Annotated in this window: 12 protein-coding genes, 2 tRNA genes and 1 pseudogene; 5 read left to right on the forward strand and 10 right to left on the reverse strand. The window is 61.5% G+C overall.

Features of this window, described 5'->3' with window-relative positions; genetic code table 11:
* The 5 genes from DC522_RS21875 to DC522_RS21895 form a co-directional block, all read right to left on the reverse strand.
* Positions 1 to 711 (reverse strand): DnaJ domain-containing protein, encoded by a 711-nt coding sequence (locus DC522_RS21875; protein ID WP_116530743.1) that lies wholly within the window; start codon positions 709 to 711, stop codon positions 1 to 3.
* Between the two features lie 133 nt (positions 712 to 844).
* Positions 845 to 1,201: a hypothetical protein gene (locus DC522_RS21880; protein WP_116530744.1), complete on the reverse strand. Its 357-nt coding sequence runs from the start codon at positions 1,199 to 1,201 to the stop codon at positions 845 to 847.
* A gap of 80 nt (positions 1,202 to 1,281) precedes the next feature.
* A complete protein-coding gene (locus DC522_RS21885; protein ID WP_116530745.1) occupies positions 1,282 to 1,533 on the reverse strand; it encodes a hypothetical protein in 252 nt (83 codons plus the stop codon).
* Positions 1,534 to 1,556: 23 nt separating this feature from the next.
* Positions 1,557 to 1,994, reverse strand: coding sequence for a DUF1489 family protein (locus tag DC522_RS21890; protein WP_116530746.1), 438 nt, complete (start codon positions 1,992 to 1,994; stop codon positions 1,557 to 1,559).
* Positions 1,995 to 2,049: 55 nt separating this feature from the next.
* Positions 2,050 to 4,029: an acetyl/propionyl/methylcrotonyl-CoA carboxylase subunit alpha gene (locus tag DC522_RS21895; RefSeq protein WP_116530752.1), complete on the reverse strand. Its 1,980-nt coding sequence runs from the start codon at positions 4,027 to 4,029 to the stop codon at positions 2,050 to 2,052.
* A 280-nt stretch (positions 4,030 to 4,309) separates the two neighbouring features.
* Between DC522_RS21895 and DC522_RS21900 the strand changes: the two genes are divergently transcribed.
* The gene (locus DC522_RS21900; protein ID WP_116530747.1) at positions 4,310 to 5,656 is read left to right on the forward strand and encodes an Nramp family divalent metal transporter; all 1,347 of its coding nucleotides are present in this window, start codon (positions 4,310 to 4,312) and stop codon (positions 5,654 to 5,656) included.
* A gap of 144 nt (positions 5,657 to 5,800) precedes the next feature.
* On the opposite strand, the gene DC522_RS21905 is transcribed toward DC522_RS21900, so the two are convergent.
* The 5 genes from DC522_RS21905 to DC522_RS21925 form a co-directional block, all read right to left on the reverse strand.
* Positions 5,801 to 8,509, reverse strand: coding sequence for a valine--tRNA ligase (locus tag DC522_RS21905; protein WP_116530748.1), 2,709 nt, complete (start codon positions 8,507 to 8,509; stop codon positions 5,801 to 5,803).
* 99 nt (positions 8,510 to 8,608) lie between these two features.
* Positions 8,609 to 9,184, reverse strand: coding sequence for a PopZ family protein (locus tag DC522_RS21910; RefSeq protein ID WP_371680199.1), 576 nt, complete (start codon positions 9,182 to 9,184; stop codon positions 8,609 to 8,611).
* Positions 9,185 to 9,305: 121 nt separating this feature from the next.
* Complete coding sequence (locus tag DC522_RS21915; RefSeq protein WP_116530754.1) at positions 9,306 to 10,688, reverse strand: TolC family outer membrane protein; 1,383 nt, start codon at positions 10,686 to 10,688, stop codon at positions 9,306 to 9,308.
* A 228-nt stretch (positions 10,689 to 10,916) separates the two neighbouring features.
* Positions 10,917 to 11,579, reverse strand: coding sequence for a protein-L-isoaspartate O-methyltransferase (locus DC522_RS21920; RefSeq protein WP_116530749.1), 663 nt, complete (start codon positions 11,577 to 11,579; stop codon positions 10,917 to 10,919).
* A gap of 24 nt (positions 11,580 to 11,603) precedes the next feature.
* A tRNA-Cys gene (locus tag DC522_RS21925) sits at positions 11,604 to 11,677 on the reverse strand.
* A 200-nt stretch (positions 11,678 to 11,877) separates the two neighbouring features.
* On the opposite strand from DC522_RS21925, the gene DC522_RS21930 reads away from it, so the two are divergent.
* The 4 genes and pseudogenes from DC522_RS21930 (at position 11,878) to sseA (ending at position 15,259) form a co-directional block, all read left to right on the forward strand.
* Positions 11,878 to 11,952, forward strand: a tRNA-Asn gene (locus tag DC522_RS21930).
* A gap of 137 nt (positions 11,953 to 12,089) precedes the next feature.
* Positions 12,090 to 13,564 (forward strand): annotated as a pseudogene (locus DC522_RS21935) (deoxyribodipyrimidine photo-lyase).
* 75 nt (positions 13,565 to 13,639) lie between these two features.
* On the forward strand, positions 13,640 to 14,362 hold the full coding sequence (locus DC522_RS21940; protein WP_116530755.1) for an alanyl-tRNA editing protein: 723 nt from the start codon (positions 13,640 to 13,642) through the stop codon (positions 14,360 to 14,362).
* Between the two features lie 42 nt (positions 14,363 to 14,404).
* Positions 14,405 to 15,259, forward strand: a complete 855-nt coding sequence (sseA, locus tag DC522_RS21945) for a 3-mercaptopyruvate sulfurtransferase (RefSeq protein WP_116530756.1) — start codon at positions 14,405 to 14,407, stop codon at positions 15,257 to 15,259.
* Positions 15,260 to 15,399 lie beyond the last annotated feature (140 nt).

Genomic DNA, 15,399 nt, shown 5'->3' on the forward strand with positions numbered 1-15,399 from the left:
TCAGCGATGTCGGCTCAGCAGGACTTCTCTCGCCTGATTTACGCGAGCGGCGAGATACGCCGACCCTCCCTGGTCGGGATGGAGTTTCTTAATCAGCGTGCGATGCGCATGTCTGATCTCGTCGACGCTCGCTCCCGGCTTAAGCCCCAGGATCTGGTAGGCTTCATCTTTCGTCATTACGCCCGACTGCGCATGAGTGCGCGTCCGCGTGTCTCGATCGCCCTGAGCGTCTTCACGCCAGCCGGAAAACCGGCGATCAAGATAAGCCTCTAGAAGAGGCACGCCCTCTGAATCGAGAGCGCTGCACTCGTCGTAAAGGCGGCGCAGGCTCTCTGGATTAAGGCTCGACAGGCGACGGCCTGCAAAGGTACCGGCCAGGACACTGCCCTCCACTCCCCCTGTGGCATGGTCGATTTCCATTTCGATCATGGCAGACCGGATCCACGAAAAGCGGCCCGACACTTTCTGAAAGCGTCCCCAGGAGCCAGGGAGTGGAAGACCGCCCCAGCCTAAGAGCCAGGCGCCCAAGCCGCCCACGAAAAGGGCCGTGGCAACCTGCCCCTTGGCGCCCAGCACCACAGCCGCGCCGAGGGCGGCAATCCCGCCGAAAATCTTCACAGCCTTGGCCACGGCCGCCGTGTCGGAGCGGGCAAAGACCTTCAGCAGCCACCAGACAAGAGCAGCAGCCGCTATTCCATAAAGCAGCATCATGTGTTCATCCCCATCCCAAGATGTGGGCCGGGATAAGGCACTTGTAAATCACCGCCGGTCCATTTCACGCGAAAGCCGGCCCCTCTTTCGAGGGACCGGCTTCCTAGCGTCCGAAAAACCTGTGTTGGCCAGCTTAATGAAGGAGGCGTGCCGCACCGCGCTGGCTTTCCCGCTCCCAGGCCTGGATGACGACGCCGTTGACGCCGGAATCGTGCAGGCGGTCGCTCAAATCGATGAAGTGCCGCTCGGTGGCCTCCACGTCGAACTCGATCTGCTCGTCCTCGACCTGTTCGAGTTCGCACGCGGCGTAGCGTTCGTAAGCGGCCGACATCTCGGCATAGGCGAAAGCAACCGGCAGAGTGCGAAAGATGGTGGAGAAATCGTCGTCCAACTCTCCCGTCGTCAGATCGCGCATCTGGACGAGATAACCGTCCTCATGCTCACACACTTCATAGCGCCAGTGCCGGCCTTCGGATGCAGACAGGAGCATTGGAACCTCCACTCTACTGAACTGCAAGGCCAATGCGAATCCAGGCAGCGGGGTTCCAAGATGTTCCCCAGCAAAAAAGTCTAATGTCTCCAGTTCGTTTCAGCCCGTACACGCCCGCCGATGCGCAGCGTTGTGCCGTGGCCCAGATCGATGGCACCCTTGTCGCTTTTGAGAGCATCAGTCTGGCGGCTTTTTGCGCGAACGACGTCCTTGCATGCCTCCGGCACCTGGACCGCTTGGCCCGGCTTCGGATCAGGGATGCGGCACTCTTTCGCAAGGGCCGGCCCCGCCAACACGAACAGGGAAGTTGCGAGAATGGTCAGGCGCGTCATGACCCGCTCCAGGTTCACATAAGTTAAAGCAAGCCGAGTTCGGCCAGTTCTCGTCGCATGTCCTCGGGCATCTTGGCAAGATCGCCTGCCTTGCCGTCGATATCACGCGGGGCATCCTTCGCGACGAGGTAGCGCCAACCCTGGAAAGGCCTGTAGGGACGCGGCTCAACGGCTATCACCTTCGGCTCCAGCACAAGCCGGCAACGCCCGATGCCGTCCGCATCCGTGAATGGGCGCACATCCAGAAGCTTTTGGCGTGCAGCCACCTGGCCCTTGATCACCCAATAGAGGGAGCCACCATCCAAGAGCTCTTCCACACGCTTAGGCACCATACGGGTGGTGTGCGTCTGCTCGTAGTCACGACCGAGCCGCTGATGATGCGCGCGGTTCTCCTCGATCCATTCCTCGAGATCGGTGATGGACTCGCAGCCTACGCAGAGTTTGATCAGATGAAGGGCCATGTCAGCGTTGAACCATGCGCGCGGCGGATCGCAAATCCGGCGATGCGCCGTACTTCTATTCCTCTTGAGCCTTCAGCACAATGAGACGCGCGCCTTCCGCCACCTGCGCACCGGGCTCGGCGGCGATCTCCGCCACCTCGCCGTCCGAAGGCGCGACGAGCACGTGCTCCATCTTCATCGCCTCGACGATGGCAAGGCGCTGTCCCTTCTCGACCTTCTCTCCAGGCTGCACGAACACGGCCACGAGTTTGCCGTGCATCGGCGCCTTCACAGAGCCGCCCTCGTCCATGTGTTCGAGATCGACGTCGAACGGATCATAGGGCTGCACGAGCGTCTGACGACCGTTCCTGAAAATGTAGACTCCATGCGGCGCATCGACCTCCCGGTCGACCTGTTCATCGGCCCATCGATCGCTCTCGCCCACCGCAACCGTGCTGACACCAGGATGGTCAGGGCTGAAGATTTCACGCGCCTCGACGCGCTCACCATCGACCCTTAAGGGCATGCCGACACTGCGCGTTCCGAGCAGCTGGAAACCGTCCGGCTCCGACCAGGGAGATGAAGGCTCGTCATTTCTCAGATGCTCCATCATCCATAACCGGTCGATCTCCCGCGAGACCAAGGCTGCAGCACCGAAGGAGACGGCAACCTCATCCAGCGCCTGCGGCGCGACGCCGAGGCTGTCCAGATTGCGGTCGATGAATCCGGTATCGAACTGCCCTGCCCTGAACTCGCGCGCTTCGCACAGCTTCTTCAGGAACGCGACATTGGTCTTCGGTCCGGCGACAATCGTTTCGCCAAGCGCCTCTGCAAGCATCGACAACGCTTCCTCGCGTGTCGCGCCATGTGCGATCACTTTCGCGATCATCGGATCGTAGTAAGGCGTCACCTCGGCGCCAGTCTCGACGCCCGTGTCGATGCGAATACCCTCGTTCTCCGGAAATTCGAGGGCCCAGAGCTTGCCGGTCGAAGGCAGGAATTCCTTTTCCGGATCTTCGGCGTAAAGGCGCGCCTCGACCGCGTGACCGTTGATCGTGAGATCCTCTTGTGTGAACGGCAGCTTCTCGCCCGAGGCTGCGCGGAACTGCAGTTCCACGAGATCGAGCCCCGTGATCGCTTCCGTGACCGGATGCTCCACCTGCAGGCGCGTGTTCATTTCCATGAAATAGAAGCGGTCGGGACGAAGCCCTTCGCGTCCATCGGCGATGAACTCCACGGTGCCCGCGCCCACATAACCGACAGCGCGGGCGGCTTCGACGGCGGCCTGACCCATGGCCTTGCGCATTTCCGGCGTCATGCCGGGAGCCGGCGCTTCCTCGATCACCTTCTGATGGCGGCGCTGGAGCGAGCAATCGCGCTCGAAGAGATGCACCACATTGCCGTGCGCATCCGCGAATACCTGGATCTCGATGTGGCGCGGCGAGAGAATGTATTTCTCCACCAGCACGCGCGGATCGCCAAAGGCGCTCGAGGCCTCGCGTTGGGCACTCTCGAGAGCAGCCTCGAAATCGGCCGCCTTCTCGACGCGCTTCATCCCCTTGCCGCCGCCGCCCGCGACAGCCTTGATGAGCACGGGATAGCCGATCTCGTAAGCCTTCTGGCGCAGGAAATCCGGATCCTGCTTCGACCCGTGATAGCCAGGCACCACAGGCACGTTCGCCTGCTGCACGAGCGCTTTTGCCGCATCCTTCAGACCCATGGCCTTGATGGCGGAGGCCGGCGGGCCGACGAACACGATGCCGTTGGCGGCGCAGGCCTCGGCGAATTCGGCGCGCTCGGAGAGGAAGCCATAGCCGGGATGGATGGAAGCAGCCTTCGTGCGCTTGGCGACCTCAATGATCCTGTCGATCTTCAGATAGCTTTCGCGGGCGGGCGCGGGGCCGATCAGGTGCGCCTCGTCCGCCATCTGCACAAAGAGCGCATTCGCATCCGCCTCCGAATGGACCGCGATGGTGCGCATCCCGAGCCGCTTGGCGGTGCGGATGATCCGGCAGGCAATCTCGCCGCGATTGGCGATGAGAACACTCTCGAGCATGGCCATCCCTTATAAGTCCGAATTCTGGTTCGGTTTTGTCAGAAGCTAAAGCAAAACCTAGGCCGCCTGTCACGCGGGAACAGCTTATTCCGAGTTGTCCCTAACAGGCGAGACGGCGAGCCGCGGCGTTCCCGCATTCCGTTTCCGACTTTCGTCCAACAGGTCGGCTAGATCCTATGCGACACCCGTTTGGAAGATCCCTTTGGAGGCAGCCCCTTGCCTATCTGAAAAAGCCACGCTACCGTTTTCTTGCAAATGATTTGCAACTGCAGAAAGAATCATGGATCAGTCCGCCCCTGTTTCCCTCGTGCGCAAAGCAGCTTGGCGTCAGGACGTGAGCCTGCCCTCCCTTCCGGAGGTGAACCGCTCGATCAAGGTGCGCCCTGGCTCAGTTTGGCGGAGGGCGGCGGCGTTTCTGGGGCCGGGCTATCTCGTGGCCGTAGGCTATATGGACCCGGGCAACTGGGCGACCTCCATCGCCGGCGGCTCGAAATACGGCTACGCCCTACTTTCGGTAGCCCTGATCTCGAACATCATGGCGATCATCCTGCAGTCGCTCTGCGCGCGTCTCGCGGTGGCCACCGGCCGCGACCTCGCACAGGCCTGCCGGGATGCCTACCCGAGACCCATCGCCTGGGGCTTATGGCTTCTGGCAGAACTCGCCATCTGTGCCACGGATCTTGCCGAGGTGATCGGCACGGCGATTGGTCTCAATCTTCTCTTCGGCATTCCGCTGGAGATCGGCGTCATCATTACGGCGCTGGATGTGTTCCTGATCCTCTATCTGCAGAATCTCGGCTTCCGCTGGGTCGAGGCCTTCATCATCACCCTGCTCGGCGTGATCGCCATTTGCTTCGGCGTCCAGATTGCCATGGCCGATCCGAATTGGGGTGCTGTCATCACCGGGTTTGCGCCGACAACCGAGATCGTCACCAATCCGGACGTGCTCTATCTCGCGCTCGGCATTCTTGGCGCGACGGTGATGCCGCATAACCTCTATCTGCATTCCGGCATCGTGCAGACACGCGCCTATGGTGAGACGTTGCCGGAGAAACGCGAGGCGATGCGCTTCGCAACGCTCGATTCCACCATTGCGCTGATGTTCGCTCTCACCATCAACGCCTCTCTGCTGATCCTCGCCGCGGCAGCCTTCTACGGCACGGGGCGTACGGAGATTGCCGAACTCGGCGAAGCGCATACCCTGCTGCAGCCGATCTTGGGGAGCGCCATCGCGCCGATGCTGTTCGGCCTGTCGCTGCTCTGCTGCGGTCTCAACTCCACGGTAACAGCTACCATGGCCGGCCAGATCGTCATGGAGGGCTTCATCAACTTCAAGATGGCACCCTGGATGCGCCGCCTGATCACCCGTGGCATCGCCATTGTTCCGGCAGCTGCCGTCACCATTGCCTATGGTGAGAGCGGCACCGCGAAACTGCTGATCCTCAGCCAGGTGATCCTCAGCCTTCAGCTGCCCTTTGCAGTCGTCCCGCTCGTGACGATGACAGCCTCCAAGCGGAAGATGGGCGAACTCGTCACGCCGCGCTGGCTCACCGTCATCGCCGGTGTCATCGCGGCGGTGATTGTGACGCTGAACGTGAAGCTGCTGATGGATTTCGTGATCGGGTGAGGAGCATAGGCGCCTCGTCATCCGCCGTATCCTCCCCGTCATGGCCGGGTTCATCCCGGCCATCCCGCTTCTGTGAGACACAGAGCCGTTCAGATCGAGATCACCGGCCCAAGGCCGGTGATGACGAGTGTTTGCAAGGATTGCTTACGCATCCTTAAGGCGCGAGAGGGCCTCTTCCATCTTCGTCTTGCGAGTGAGAGCCTCCTCGCGGCGCTCGCGCTGCTCTTCGACGACCTCCTCGGGCGCGCGCTTGATGAAGTCCGCGTTCCCGAGCTTCGCATCGATCTTGCCGATCTCCACATCCAGCTTCTGGATTTCCTTGGCGAGGCGCGCGCGCTCGGCATCGAGATCGATCACACCCTCCAGCGGCAGCGCCGCCACTTCGCCGCGGATGAGGAGCTGGATCGAGCTCTTCGGCGCGGCATCTGCAAACGAGATGCCGGAGAGGCGCGCGAGGCGCTTCACGATATCGCCCCAGCGATCCGCACGAGCCTTCACATCGGCGGAAGACGCGACGAGCACGAGCGGGATCTGCGCACCGGCGGGCACGTTCGTCTCGGAACGGGCCGAGCGGATCTCGGTGACGAGGTCCACCACCCAGCCGATCTCGGCCTCGGCCTGCGGATCGATGAGGTGATCCAGATTCGACCAGGGCGCCAGCGCCAGGATCGTCTCGCGCTTCGGCCCCTCCTGCCCCTTCACCTCCCACAGCTCTTCCGTCAGGAAGGGCATGATGGGATGCAGGAGCTTGCAGATTTCATCGAGGATGAACGCGATGGTGGCACGGGTCTCATCCTTCGCAGGAGAATCCGCCCCCTGCAGCACGGGCTTGGCGAGCTCCAGCGTCCAGTCGCAGAACACGTTCCACACGAAGCGATAGGCAGCACCTGCCGCCTCGTTGAACTTGTAGGCCTGAATACCGGCCGCGACGTCGTTGACCGCCTTCGCGCACTCGCTGAGCGCCCACTTGTTGAGCGTCTCTTTCACCGACTTCGGATCGAAGCCTGCGATGCGCTTGCACTCGTTCATCTCGGCGAAGCGGGCCGCGTTCCAGATCTTGGTCGCGAAGTTGCGGTAGTTCTCGACGCGCTGAACCGACAGCTTGATGTCGCGCCCCTGCGCGGCCATCGAGGTGAGCGTCATGCGCAGCGCATCCGCGCCATACTGCTCAATCACGTCGAGCGGATCGATGACGTTGCCTTTCGACTTCGACATCTTCGCGCCCTTCTCGTCGCGGACGAGAGCGTGGATGTAGACGGTGTCGAAGGGCACTTCGTCCATGAAGTGCAGGCCCATCATCATCATGCGGGCGACCCAGAAGAAGATGATGTCGAAGCCAGTGACAAGCGTGTTGGTCGGATAATAGCGATTGAGTTCCGGCGTCTCGTCCGGCCAACCCAACGTCGAGAACGGCCAGAGCGCGGAGGAGAACCAAGTGTCGAGCACGTCCTCGTCGCGCTTCAACGCCACGTCCTTGCCGTGCGTGGTGCGCGCTTCGGCTTTCGCATCCTCCTCAGAGTGCGCGACGAACACGTTGCCTTGGTCGTCGTACCAGGCCGGGATCTGGTGGCCCCACCAGAGCTGGCGCGAGATGCACCACGGCTCGATGTTTTCGAGCCACTGGAAGTAGGTCTTCTCCCAGTTTTCCGGCACGAACCTGGTCTGGCCCTTGCGCACGGCATCAAGCGCACGATCCGCCAGCGGCTTCACGTTCACGTACCACTGATCGGTGAGATAAGGCTCGATCACCACGTTCGAACGGTCGCCATGCGGGACCACATGGGTGTTCGGCTCGATCTGAACGAGAACCTCGCGCTCCTCGAGCATCGCGACGATGCGCTTTCGCGCCTCGAAGCGGTCGAGACCCTCGAGAGCCATCACGGCCTGCAGATCGTCCGTCTGCTGAAGGCCTTCAAGGAAGCCCTCATTGCCGGAGAGCGCCAGCTGCGCTTCCGTGCCGAAGATGTTGATCAGCGGCAGCTTGTGGCGCTTGCCGACCTCGAAGTCGTTGAAGTCGTGCGCAGGCGTGATCTTCACCGCGCCCGTCCCCTTCTCAGGGTCGGAATATTCGTCGGCGACAATCGGAATGCGGCGCCCCACCAGCGGCAGGATCGCGAACTTGCCGACGAGATCCTTGTAGCGCTCGTCCTCCGGATGCACGGCAACGGCCACGTCGCCCAGCATCGTCTCAGGACGCGTGGTGGCAACGGTGATGGAGCGGTCAGGCATGCCTTCGATGGCATAGCGGATGTGCCAGAGGTTGCCCTTCACCTCGACCTGGACCACCTCGAGATCGGAGATCGCGGTCTGGAACTTGGGGTCCCAGTTCACGAGGCGCTTGTCCTTGTAGATCAGGCCCTGGTTGTAGAGGTCGACGAAGACCTTCAGCACGGCCTTGGACAGGCCCTCGTCCATGGTGAAGCGCTCGCGCGACCAGTCGCAGGAGGCGCCGAGGCGCTTGAGCTGGCGCACGATGGTGCCGCCGGACTCCTCCTTCCACTCCCACACGCGCTTGATGAATTCCTCGCGGCCGAGCTCGCGGCGGTGGATCTGTTTCTCCATGAGCTTGCGCTCGACCACCATCTGGGTGGCGATGCCCGCGTGATCGGTGCCCGGCTGCCACAGCACGTCCTTGCCTCGCATGCGCTCGAAGCGGCAGAGGATGTCCTGGATCGTGTTGTTGAGGGCATGCCCCATGTGGAGCGAGCCCGTGACGTTCGGCGGCGGGATGACGATGGAATAAGGTTCGGCGTCCCTGCGATCCGGCCGTCCAGCCTTGAAGGCCTCGGCCTCCTCCCAGAGGGTGGCGATGCGTGCTTCGACGGAAGCAGGGTCGAACGTCTTGTCCATCATGATGCGATACCGGCCAGTTGGCGCGCCAAACGCGCGAGCAAGACGGCTACAAACCGGACGGATGGGACGAAGTCAACCGATGGACGGAAAACTTGGGGTTTATCCGCGAGTCACGCGCTCGATTTCGGTCTTCACCAGCCGCTCCACGAGGGTCGGAAGGTTATCGTCGAGCCATGCCTTGAGCATAGGCCGCAGCATCTCCTTCATCAGGTCCTCGACGGTCTGGGGCTGGCTCTGCGCGCGGACCGCACTCAGCCGTCCGAAGGCCTCGGAAACGGAGGCTTCCGTCATCCGGGACAAGAGGGATTCGCCAGGGTTCCGCTCGCAGGGCTGAGCGAAGGCCTGAGGAGCGGGAGCCTTTGGCACGGCAGCCGGAGAAACAGGCCGTTCGGCCTCATAGCTCTCCGCGATACGGGCGATGGACCGCTCCTCCTGGAATGAATCGCCCTGGGCGAGAGATTTCTCCTCCTCGGCGACGTCAAGCAAAGGCTCAGGATAAAGACCGGAGGAAACATGTCTCTCGGCGATATCGAGAACGGTCTTCAGGGGCGTCGGCTCGGGCTCCCGGAAAGCCGGCCCCGGGGCCGGTTCATGATCATCAGAAATAATGCGACGGATGGAAGCTAAAATATCTTCCATCGATGGTTCATTGACCTTCAGGTTCATCGAACCCATAGCCCCACCCAATACAATAGAGTTTTAGAATCTCATTCTTGAGAATTGTTTTTAAGTATTTTACGCAAACTTATAGAAAACAAGCGGGGCCAGAACTGAATCGCCCTGGCCCCGATACTTATCAACGACCATCAGGCGTGGCCGTGCCGATCCAAAGATCTTTGACCTGATCGTAGTGAATCTTGGGGCTATAGTGATTCACAGCGAGCCCCAGAGCACGGGAGTTGAGGCGTCCCATGGACTGAACCAGGCTGTAGGAGGCCACCACACGATCGCGCTGCGCCTGGATCAGGTTCACGCGGGCCGTGAGAAGCTCCTGCTGAGCGTTCAGCACATCCAGCGTGGTACGCTGGCCGACGCGGGCCTCTTCACGGACACCGCTGAGAGCCGTCTCGGCCGCATCGATCTGGGCCTGCGCAGCCTGGATCTGTGCGCGAGCGGCCTCAAGTTCACCCCAGGATGATAGAACTGCGGCGCGCACCTGATCGCGAACCCAATCCGCCTGGAGCTGAGCCTGACCGGCCTGTTCCTTGGCCTGTCGGACCTCGGCATAGACCTGTCCACCTTCATAGATCGGAACAGTCAGCCTCGCCCCAACGGCGGCAGCGAGCCTCTCGTCGCCAGACGTTTGCACGTCATAGGCCTGGTTAACAGAAGCCGTAACCCCAAGTTGCGGAGCGAGTGCACCCTGAGCAACTTTCACGGCAAGCTCGGCGGCATCGACGGCATGCTGGGCAGCCTTGATGGCCGGATGCTCTCCAAGTGCGATTTTGATAGCTGCATCCACAGTACGGGGAGTCAGCCTGTCGAGCGGACGCCCAGGCGCCAGCTGTCGCGGCTCAACGCCAACAAACTGGCGGTACTGCGCGATGCTGGTCCGCAAATTGGCCTCGGCCGCGCTTGCCTGGGAGCGCGCGGCGGCGAGACGCGACTCGGCCTGAGCCACGTCTGTTCGAGTGACCTCACCGACGTTGAAGCGGTCCCGGGTCTGACGCAGTTGCTCGTCGATCACCTCGACGTTGTTGCGCTGGAGATCGAGGATTGCCGTGTCGCGCAGCACGTTCATATAGGCGCTGGCGGCGCTGAACAGCATATCCTGTTCGACGGTGTTCAGGTCTTCCCGGGAGCGGAGAACGCCTGATTCCGCCCGCCGAACCTGATTATCCGTCCGAAACCCGTCAAAGATCGGTTGAGTGATCTCAACGCCAAAATTACGAGGTGTCAGCCACTCAGTCTGCTCACCCCCTGTACCGAAAATATTGCGCGGCGTCCTCGGGTCATATTGCGAGTAGGTGCGCGAGATCTCCGCAGTGCCCGTAACCCGTGGACGGTAGCCGGACTTCGCCTGAGCAACGTCTTCGTCGGCGGCACGAACGCCGGCGCGCTGGGCGTTCAGGTTTGGGTTGTTGCCATAGGCCCTGGCCAATGCGCTTTCCAGCGTCTCGGCTGAAACACCGTTCGCGCCCATCAGCACGAATGCGGAGGCCATGACTCCAAGGAGCATGCGATACTTGTTGCTGGATTGCTTCCCGTTCACGCCCACCTGCCTGACGATTTCGATACGCTCAATCGTCGTCGAAACCGATTCACAAAACTCGGATCATTCAAAGCGCAACAATAACTATGCCATTCGAGTCGGCAACAGCCCCCCTTCAAGGCGATGAATTTTAGTGTGGGGGTGGCGCAAAAAAGCGACACTATTTTCGAACGAAATTAGGAATTTAGTAAGAATTCAGAATGTGAAGCCGGGCTCTTGGACGAAGGGCGCCAGAACGGGAGCCGCAGCGTCGAAGAGGGTACGCTCGCCGAACGCATCGCCCGAGCGCACATAGAGGGTTGCCCGGGCCGCACGGCCACGACCCTTCACGCAGACCAGGCGGCCGCCTTCGGCCAACTGCTGCAGAAGCGCCTCGGGGCGCACATCCACCGCGCCGTTGATGAGAATAACGTCGTAGGGAGCATTCCCGGCATATCCCTGGTCGAGCGGACCGGTCACCACCTCGACCCCACCTGCACCGGCGACTGCAAGGCTCTTCTTGGCCGCATCGGCGAGAGCCTCGTCCGATTCCAGAGCCGTCACCCGAGCGCCGAGCTTGTCGAATACGGCGGCGGCATAGCCGCGGCCGCAAGCCACATCGAGCGCCGTCTCGCCGGCTTCGACGCCAAGAGCCTGAATCATACGGCCCAGGTTCATGGGAGAGAGCATGTAGCGGCGGGTGGCGCTGTCGCTGACCAGAATGTCCTGATCGATATAGGCAAGCTCCTCACGGCCGGGGAGAACGAACTTCTCGCGCGGAACGGTGTCCATGGCATCGAGCAACGGAAGGTCGTTCACGTCGAAAGTGCGCAGCTGGCTATCAACCATCATCCGGCGCGCTTGCGTGAAATCGACCATGGAGATTGCCTCAGAAATTCGACTTGGAGGCCTCGCCCGGAATCGAACCGGGGTGCAAGGATTTGCAGTCCTCTGCGTAACCACTCCGCCACGAGGCCATCCGGGGCGTACCGCGAACGCGGCGGGAGCCTCATAGCAAGTGCCCTTCCAAAGAGCAACAGCCCGTTTTGTGAGATAGCTCACGAAAGGGGCTTGCACCCCGCCAAACTCGTGTTATATGCCACGCACCGTCGCCGACGAGAGCTGCTCCGGCAGTCCCGGCGAGAAGAGGCGAAAGTCTCCTGAAGGTATGGCTTATTCCGGCGTGGCGCAGCGGTAGCGCAGCGGACTGTTAATCCGTTGGTCGTAGGTTCGAATCCTACCGCCGGAGCCAACTTCTCCCCCTCTCTGAAAAAATCATACATCTTCAGCGACGCCCCTGCCTGCTTGGGGTTCGTGCGCTTTCGTGCTGCATAGGTTTTCCAAGCGTAGCAGTAGGCTTTGCTTCGGCGTGTGCTTTGGAGAAACGGCGTGGCTTCCCCCGTCCTTGTCTGGTTTCGTGACGATCACCGCCTGAGCGACAATCCTGCTCTCTCAGCCGCCCTGGAGGCGGGCGCACCGGTTCTGTGCCTCGAAATTATGGGAGAATCGGCTGATGGCCCGAGACCTTTGGGAGGTGCGGCCCGCTGACGGCTCCATGGTTCGCTCAAGGCTCTCGACGAATCGCTCCGGCGGGCAGGTTCCCGCCCTGTCCTGATGTGTTGTGGCCCTGCTCTGCAGGCGATCGAGAGGGTGATTTCCGCTACCGGAGCCCAGGCTGTTTTCTGGAATCGCCGCTACGGCGCTGCCGAAATAGCCCTCGACGGCACGATCAAGAAGCGCCTGATGGATCGGGGCCTGACGATTCAGAGCTTCAATGGGCGGCTTCTCCACGAGCCCTGGCGAGTGATGAATCAGTCAGGAAAGCCCTTCCAGGTCTTCACGCCTTATCTCAAGGCCCCCTGGCGCGACTCGTCGAAGGCCCTCGCCCTGTCCCTACATTGATTCCCAGCGGCACATGGCCTCAGTCGGTCCTCGATCTCGGTGTGCCGTTAGATGAACTGGACTGAAGCCAAAAAAACCCGATTGGGCTGCCGAATTCGGTGCCATATGGCAGCCGGGCGAACGCCCGGCTCAGGAAAGGCTGCGGCATTTTCTCGAAACCGTCCTTCTTGGCTTTGCAGAAAGCCGGAATGTGCCGGGGAAAGAAGCAACATCGCGCCTGTCGCCGCATCTGAGTTCGGCGAGATCGGTCCGCGCCAGGTCTGGCATGCGGCACGGAATATCGTTGCCGAACGCCCTGAACTGTCTCAGGACACGCAAAAATTTTTGAGTAAAGTCGTCTGGCGCGATTTCAGCGATCAGCTTCTGCACACTTATCCACATCTGCCAAAAAAATTCGCATACGCCGCGTTTCGAAAGATTTCCGTGGGAGAACGATCCGGAATACCTGAAAGCGTGGCAGAGAGGCCGGACAGGCTGTCCGATCGTGGATGCCGGGACACGTCAGCTTTGGCGCACGGGCTGGATGCACAATCGCGTGCGGATGATCGTCGCGTCCTTTCTGGTAAAACATCTCCTCACTGATCGGCGGCAGGGCGAGGCTTGGTTCTGGGATATGCTGGTGGATGCGGACCCGGCGAACAACGCCTTCGGCTGGCAGTGGATCGCAGGCTCAGGTCCGGATTCGGCGTCTTTTCACCGCATCTTCAATCCGATCACACAAGGCGAAAAATTCGATCCGAACGGTGACTATGTCCGCGCTTATGTGCCGGAGCTTGCGAGCCTTCCCGCCGCCAACATTCATCAGCCCTGGGAAACGCCTGCGGCAGTTCTGAAAGCCGCGGGCGTGGAGCTTGGCAAGACATATCCCGTCCCCATCGTGCCACATGGCCCTGCGCGAACGTGCGCTCGCGGCCTTCCGCAGCCTGCGTGATCTCGACCATGAGACCAAGGGAGTGGCTTGACCCATCAGGCTGCTTGCCGTCAGCATCGGCGCTCTCGTGCAGGAACACCCCTGTCCCCGCCTTTCTGGAATGATCATGACAGCCACTGCTCTTCTGTTTCGCGACGATGCCTATGCCCGCTCCTGCACGGCAACCGTGCTCGCTGTGACGCCCGAAGGCGGCGTCATTCTCGACCGCACCGTGTTCTACGCCCAAGGCGGCGGCCAGCCGGGCGATGTGGGTTTGATCGTGCGCTCGGATGGCGAGAAGGTCGATGTCACGAACACGGTTTACGGCTCCGACCGCGCGCAGATCGTCCATCTCGTCGACACCGAAGAGGCCGCCCGCTTTACCCCGGGAGATAATATCGAGCTGCAGCTCGATTGGGAGCGCCGCTTCAAGCGCATGCGCGTCCACACCGCGCTTCATCTCCTGAGCGTCGTCCTGCCCTATCCGGTCACCGGCGGCGCGATTGGTGATGGCGATGGGCGGCTTGATTTCGACATTCCCGACGCTGGTCTCGACAAGGCAGACCTGACCGACAAGCTGAATGCGCTGATCGCGCGCGACGCACCTGTCACCGACCGCTGGATCACAGATGAGGAGCTCGATGCCAATCCAGGGCTGGTGAAAACCATGTCGGTGAAACCGCCGCGCGGATCGGGCCGGGTTCGCCTGGTGGAGATCGAGGGCATCGACCTGCAGCCCTGTGGCGGTACCCATGTGCGCCGCACGGGCGAGATCGGCCAAGCCGTCATCACCGACATCGAGAAGAAGGGCAAGCAGAACCGCCGCGTTCGCCTGTCCCTCGTCGAGTGAAGACCCTATCTTTCCATGAAACCGATCATCAGGAGCATCACCATGTCCCAGCTCTTCGTTTCACCCGAACGGTTGCAGGAGCATCTGGACGATCCGAATGTCGTGATCATCGACGGCTCCTGGTATCTGCCGACACAGAACCGCGACCCTGACGCAGAGTTCCTGGCGGGCCACATCCCCGGCGCAGTGCGTTTTGACATCGATAAGGTCAAGCACACCTCGTCCTCCCTGCCCCACATGCTGCCCTCGCCGGAGGTGTTTGCAAAAACGGTCGGCGATATGGGCATAGACGAGAACACGGTCATCGTCGTCTATGATGGCGCTGGCCTCTTTTCCGCTCCGCGCGTCCGCTGGACCTTCCAGGTGTTCGGCGCTCGCAACGTCTCGATCCTCGAGGGCGGCTTCCCGGCCTGGAAGGCGGAAGGCCGCCCAATCGAGACCGGGCCTGAGAGAAAACGCGAACCGAGGATCTTTAAGCCGTCCTTCAACACCGCTGCCGTGGCGGATGCCTCTGCCGTTCAGGAGGCTCTTCGGACACACGCTGCGCAGGTGGTCGATGCACGCCCGGCCGAACGTTTCCGCGGCGAAGCGCCCGAGCCCCGCCCGGGTCTTCGCTCAGGCCATATTCCGGGAAGCCTCAACCTGCCCTTCGGCCAAATCGTCGAGAACGGCAAGCTGAAGGACAAGGCGGGAATCCAGCAGGCTCTGAAAGAAGCCGGTATCGATCCCGAGAAGCCGGTGATCACCACCTGCGGCTCCGGCGTTTCGGCGGCTATTGTTGGCGTCGCCCTCGAAGTGGCTGGCCATCCGATGAGGGCGATCTACGACGGCGCCTGGGCCGAATGGGGCGCGCGGGAGGATTTGCCGCTAGGAACGGGACCTGCGAAGAAGGACTGATATCCGAGCACAGCAAACAAAAGACCCCGGAGTTTTCCGGGGCCTTTTGCATTTCACCGATCCGCTCAGTGCAGGATCTGGGACAGGAAGAGCCTGGTGCGCTCGTGCTGCGGGTTCCTGAAGAACTCGTCGGGCGTGTT

This window comes from Microvirga sp. KLBC 81, from assembly GCF_003075415.1.
Classification (GTDB): Bacteria; Pseudomonadota; Alphaproteobacteria; order Rhizobiales; family Beijerinckiaceae; genus Microvirga.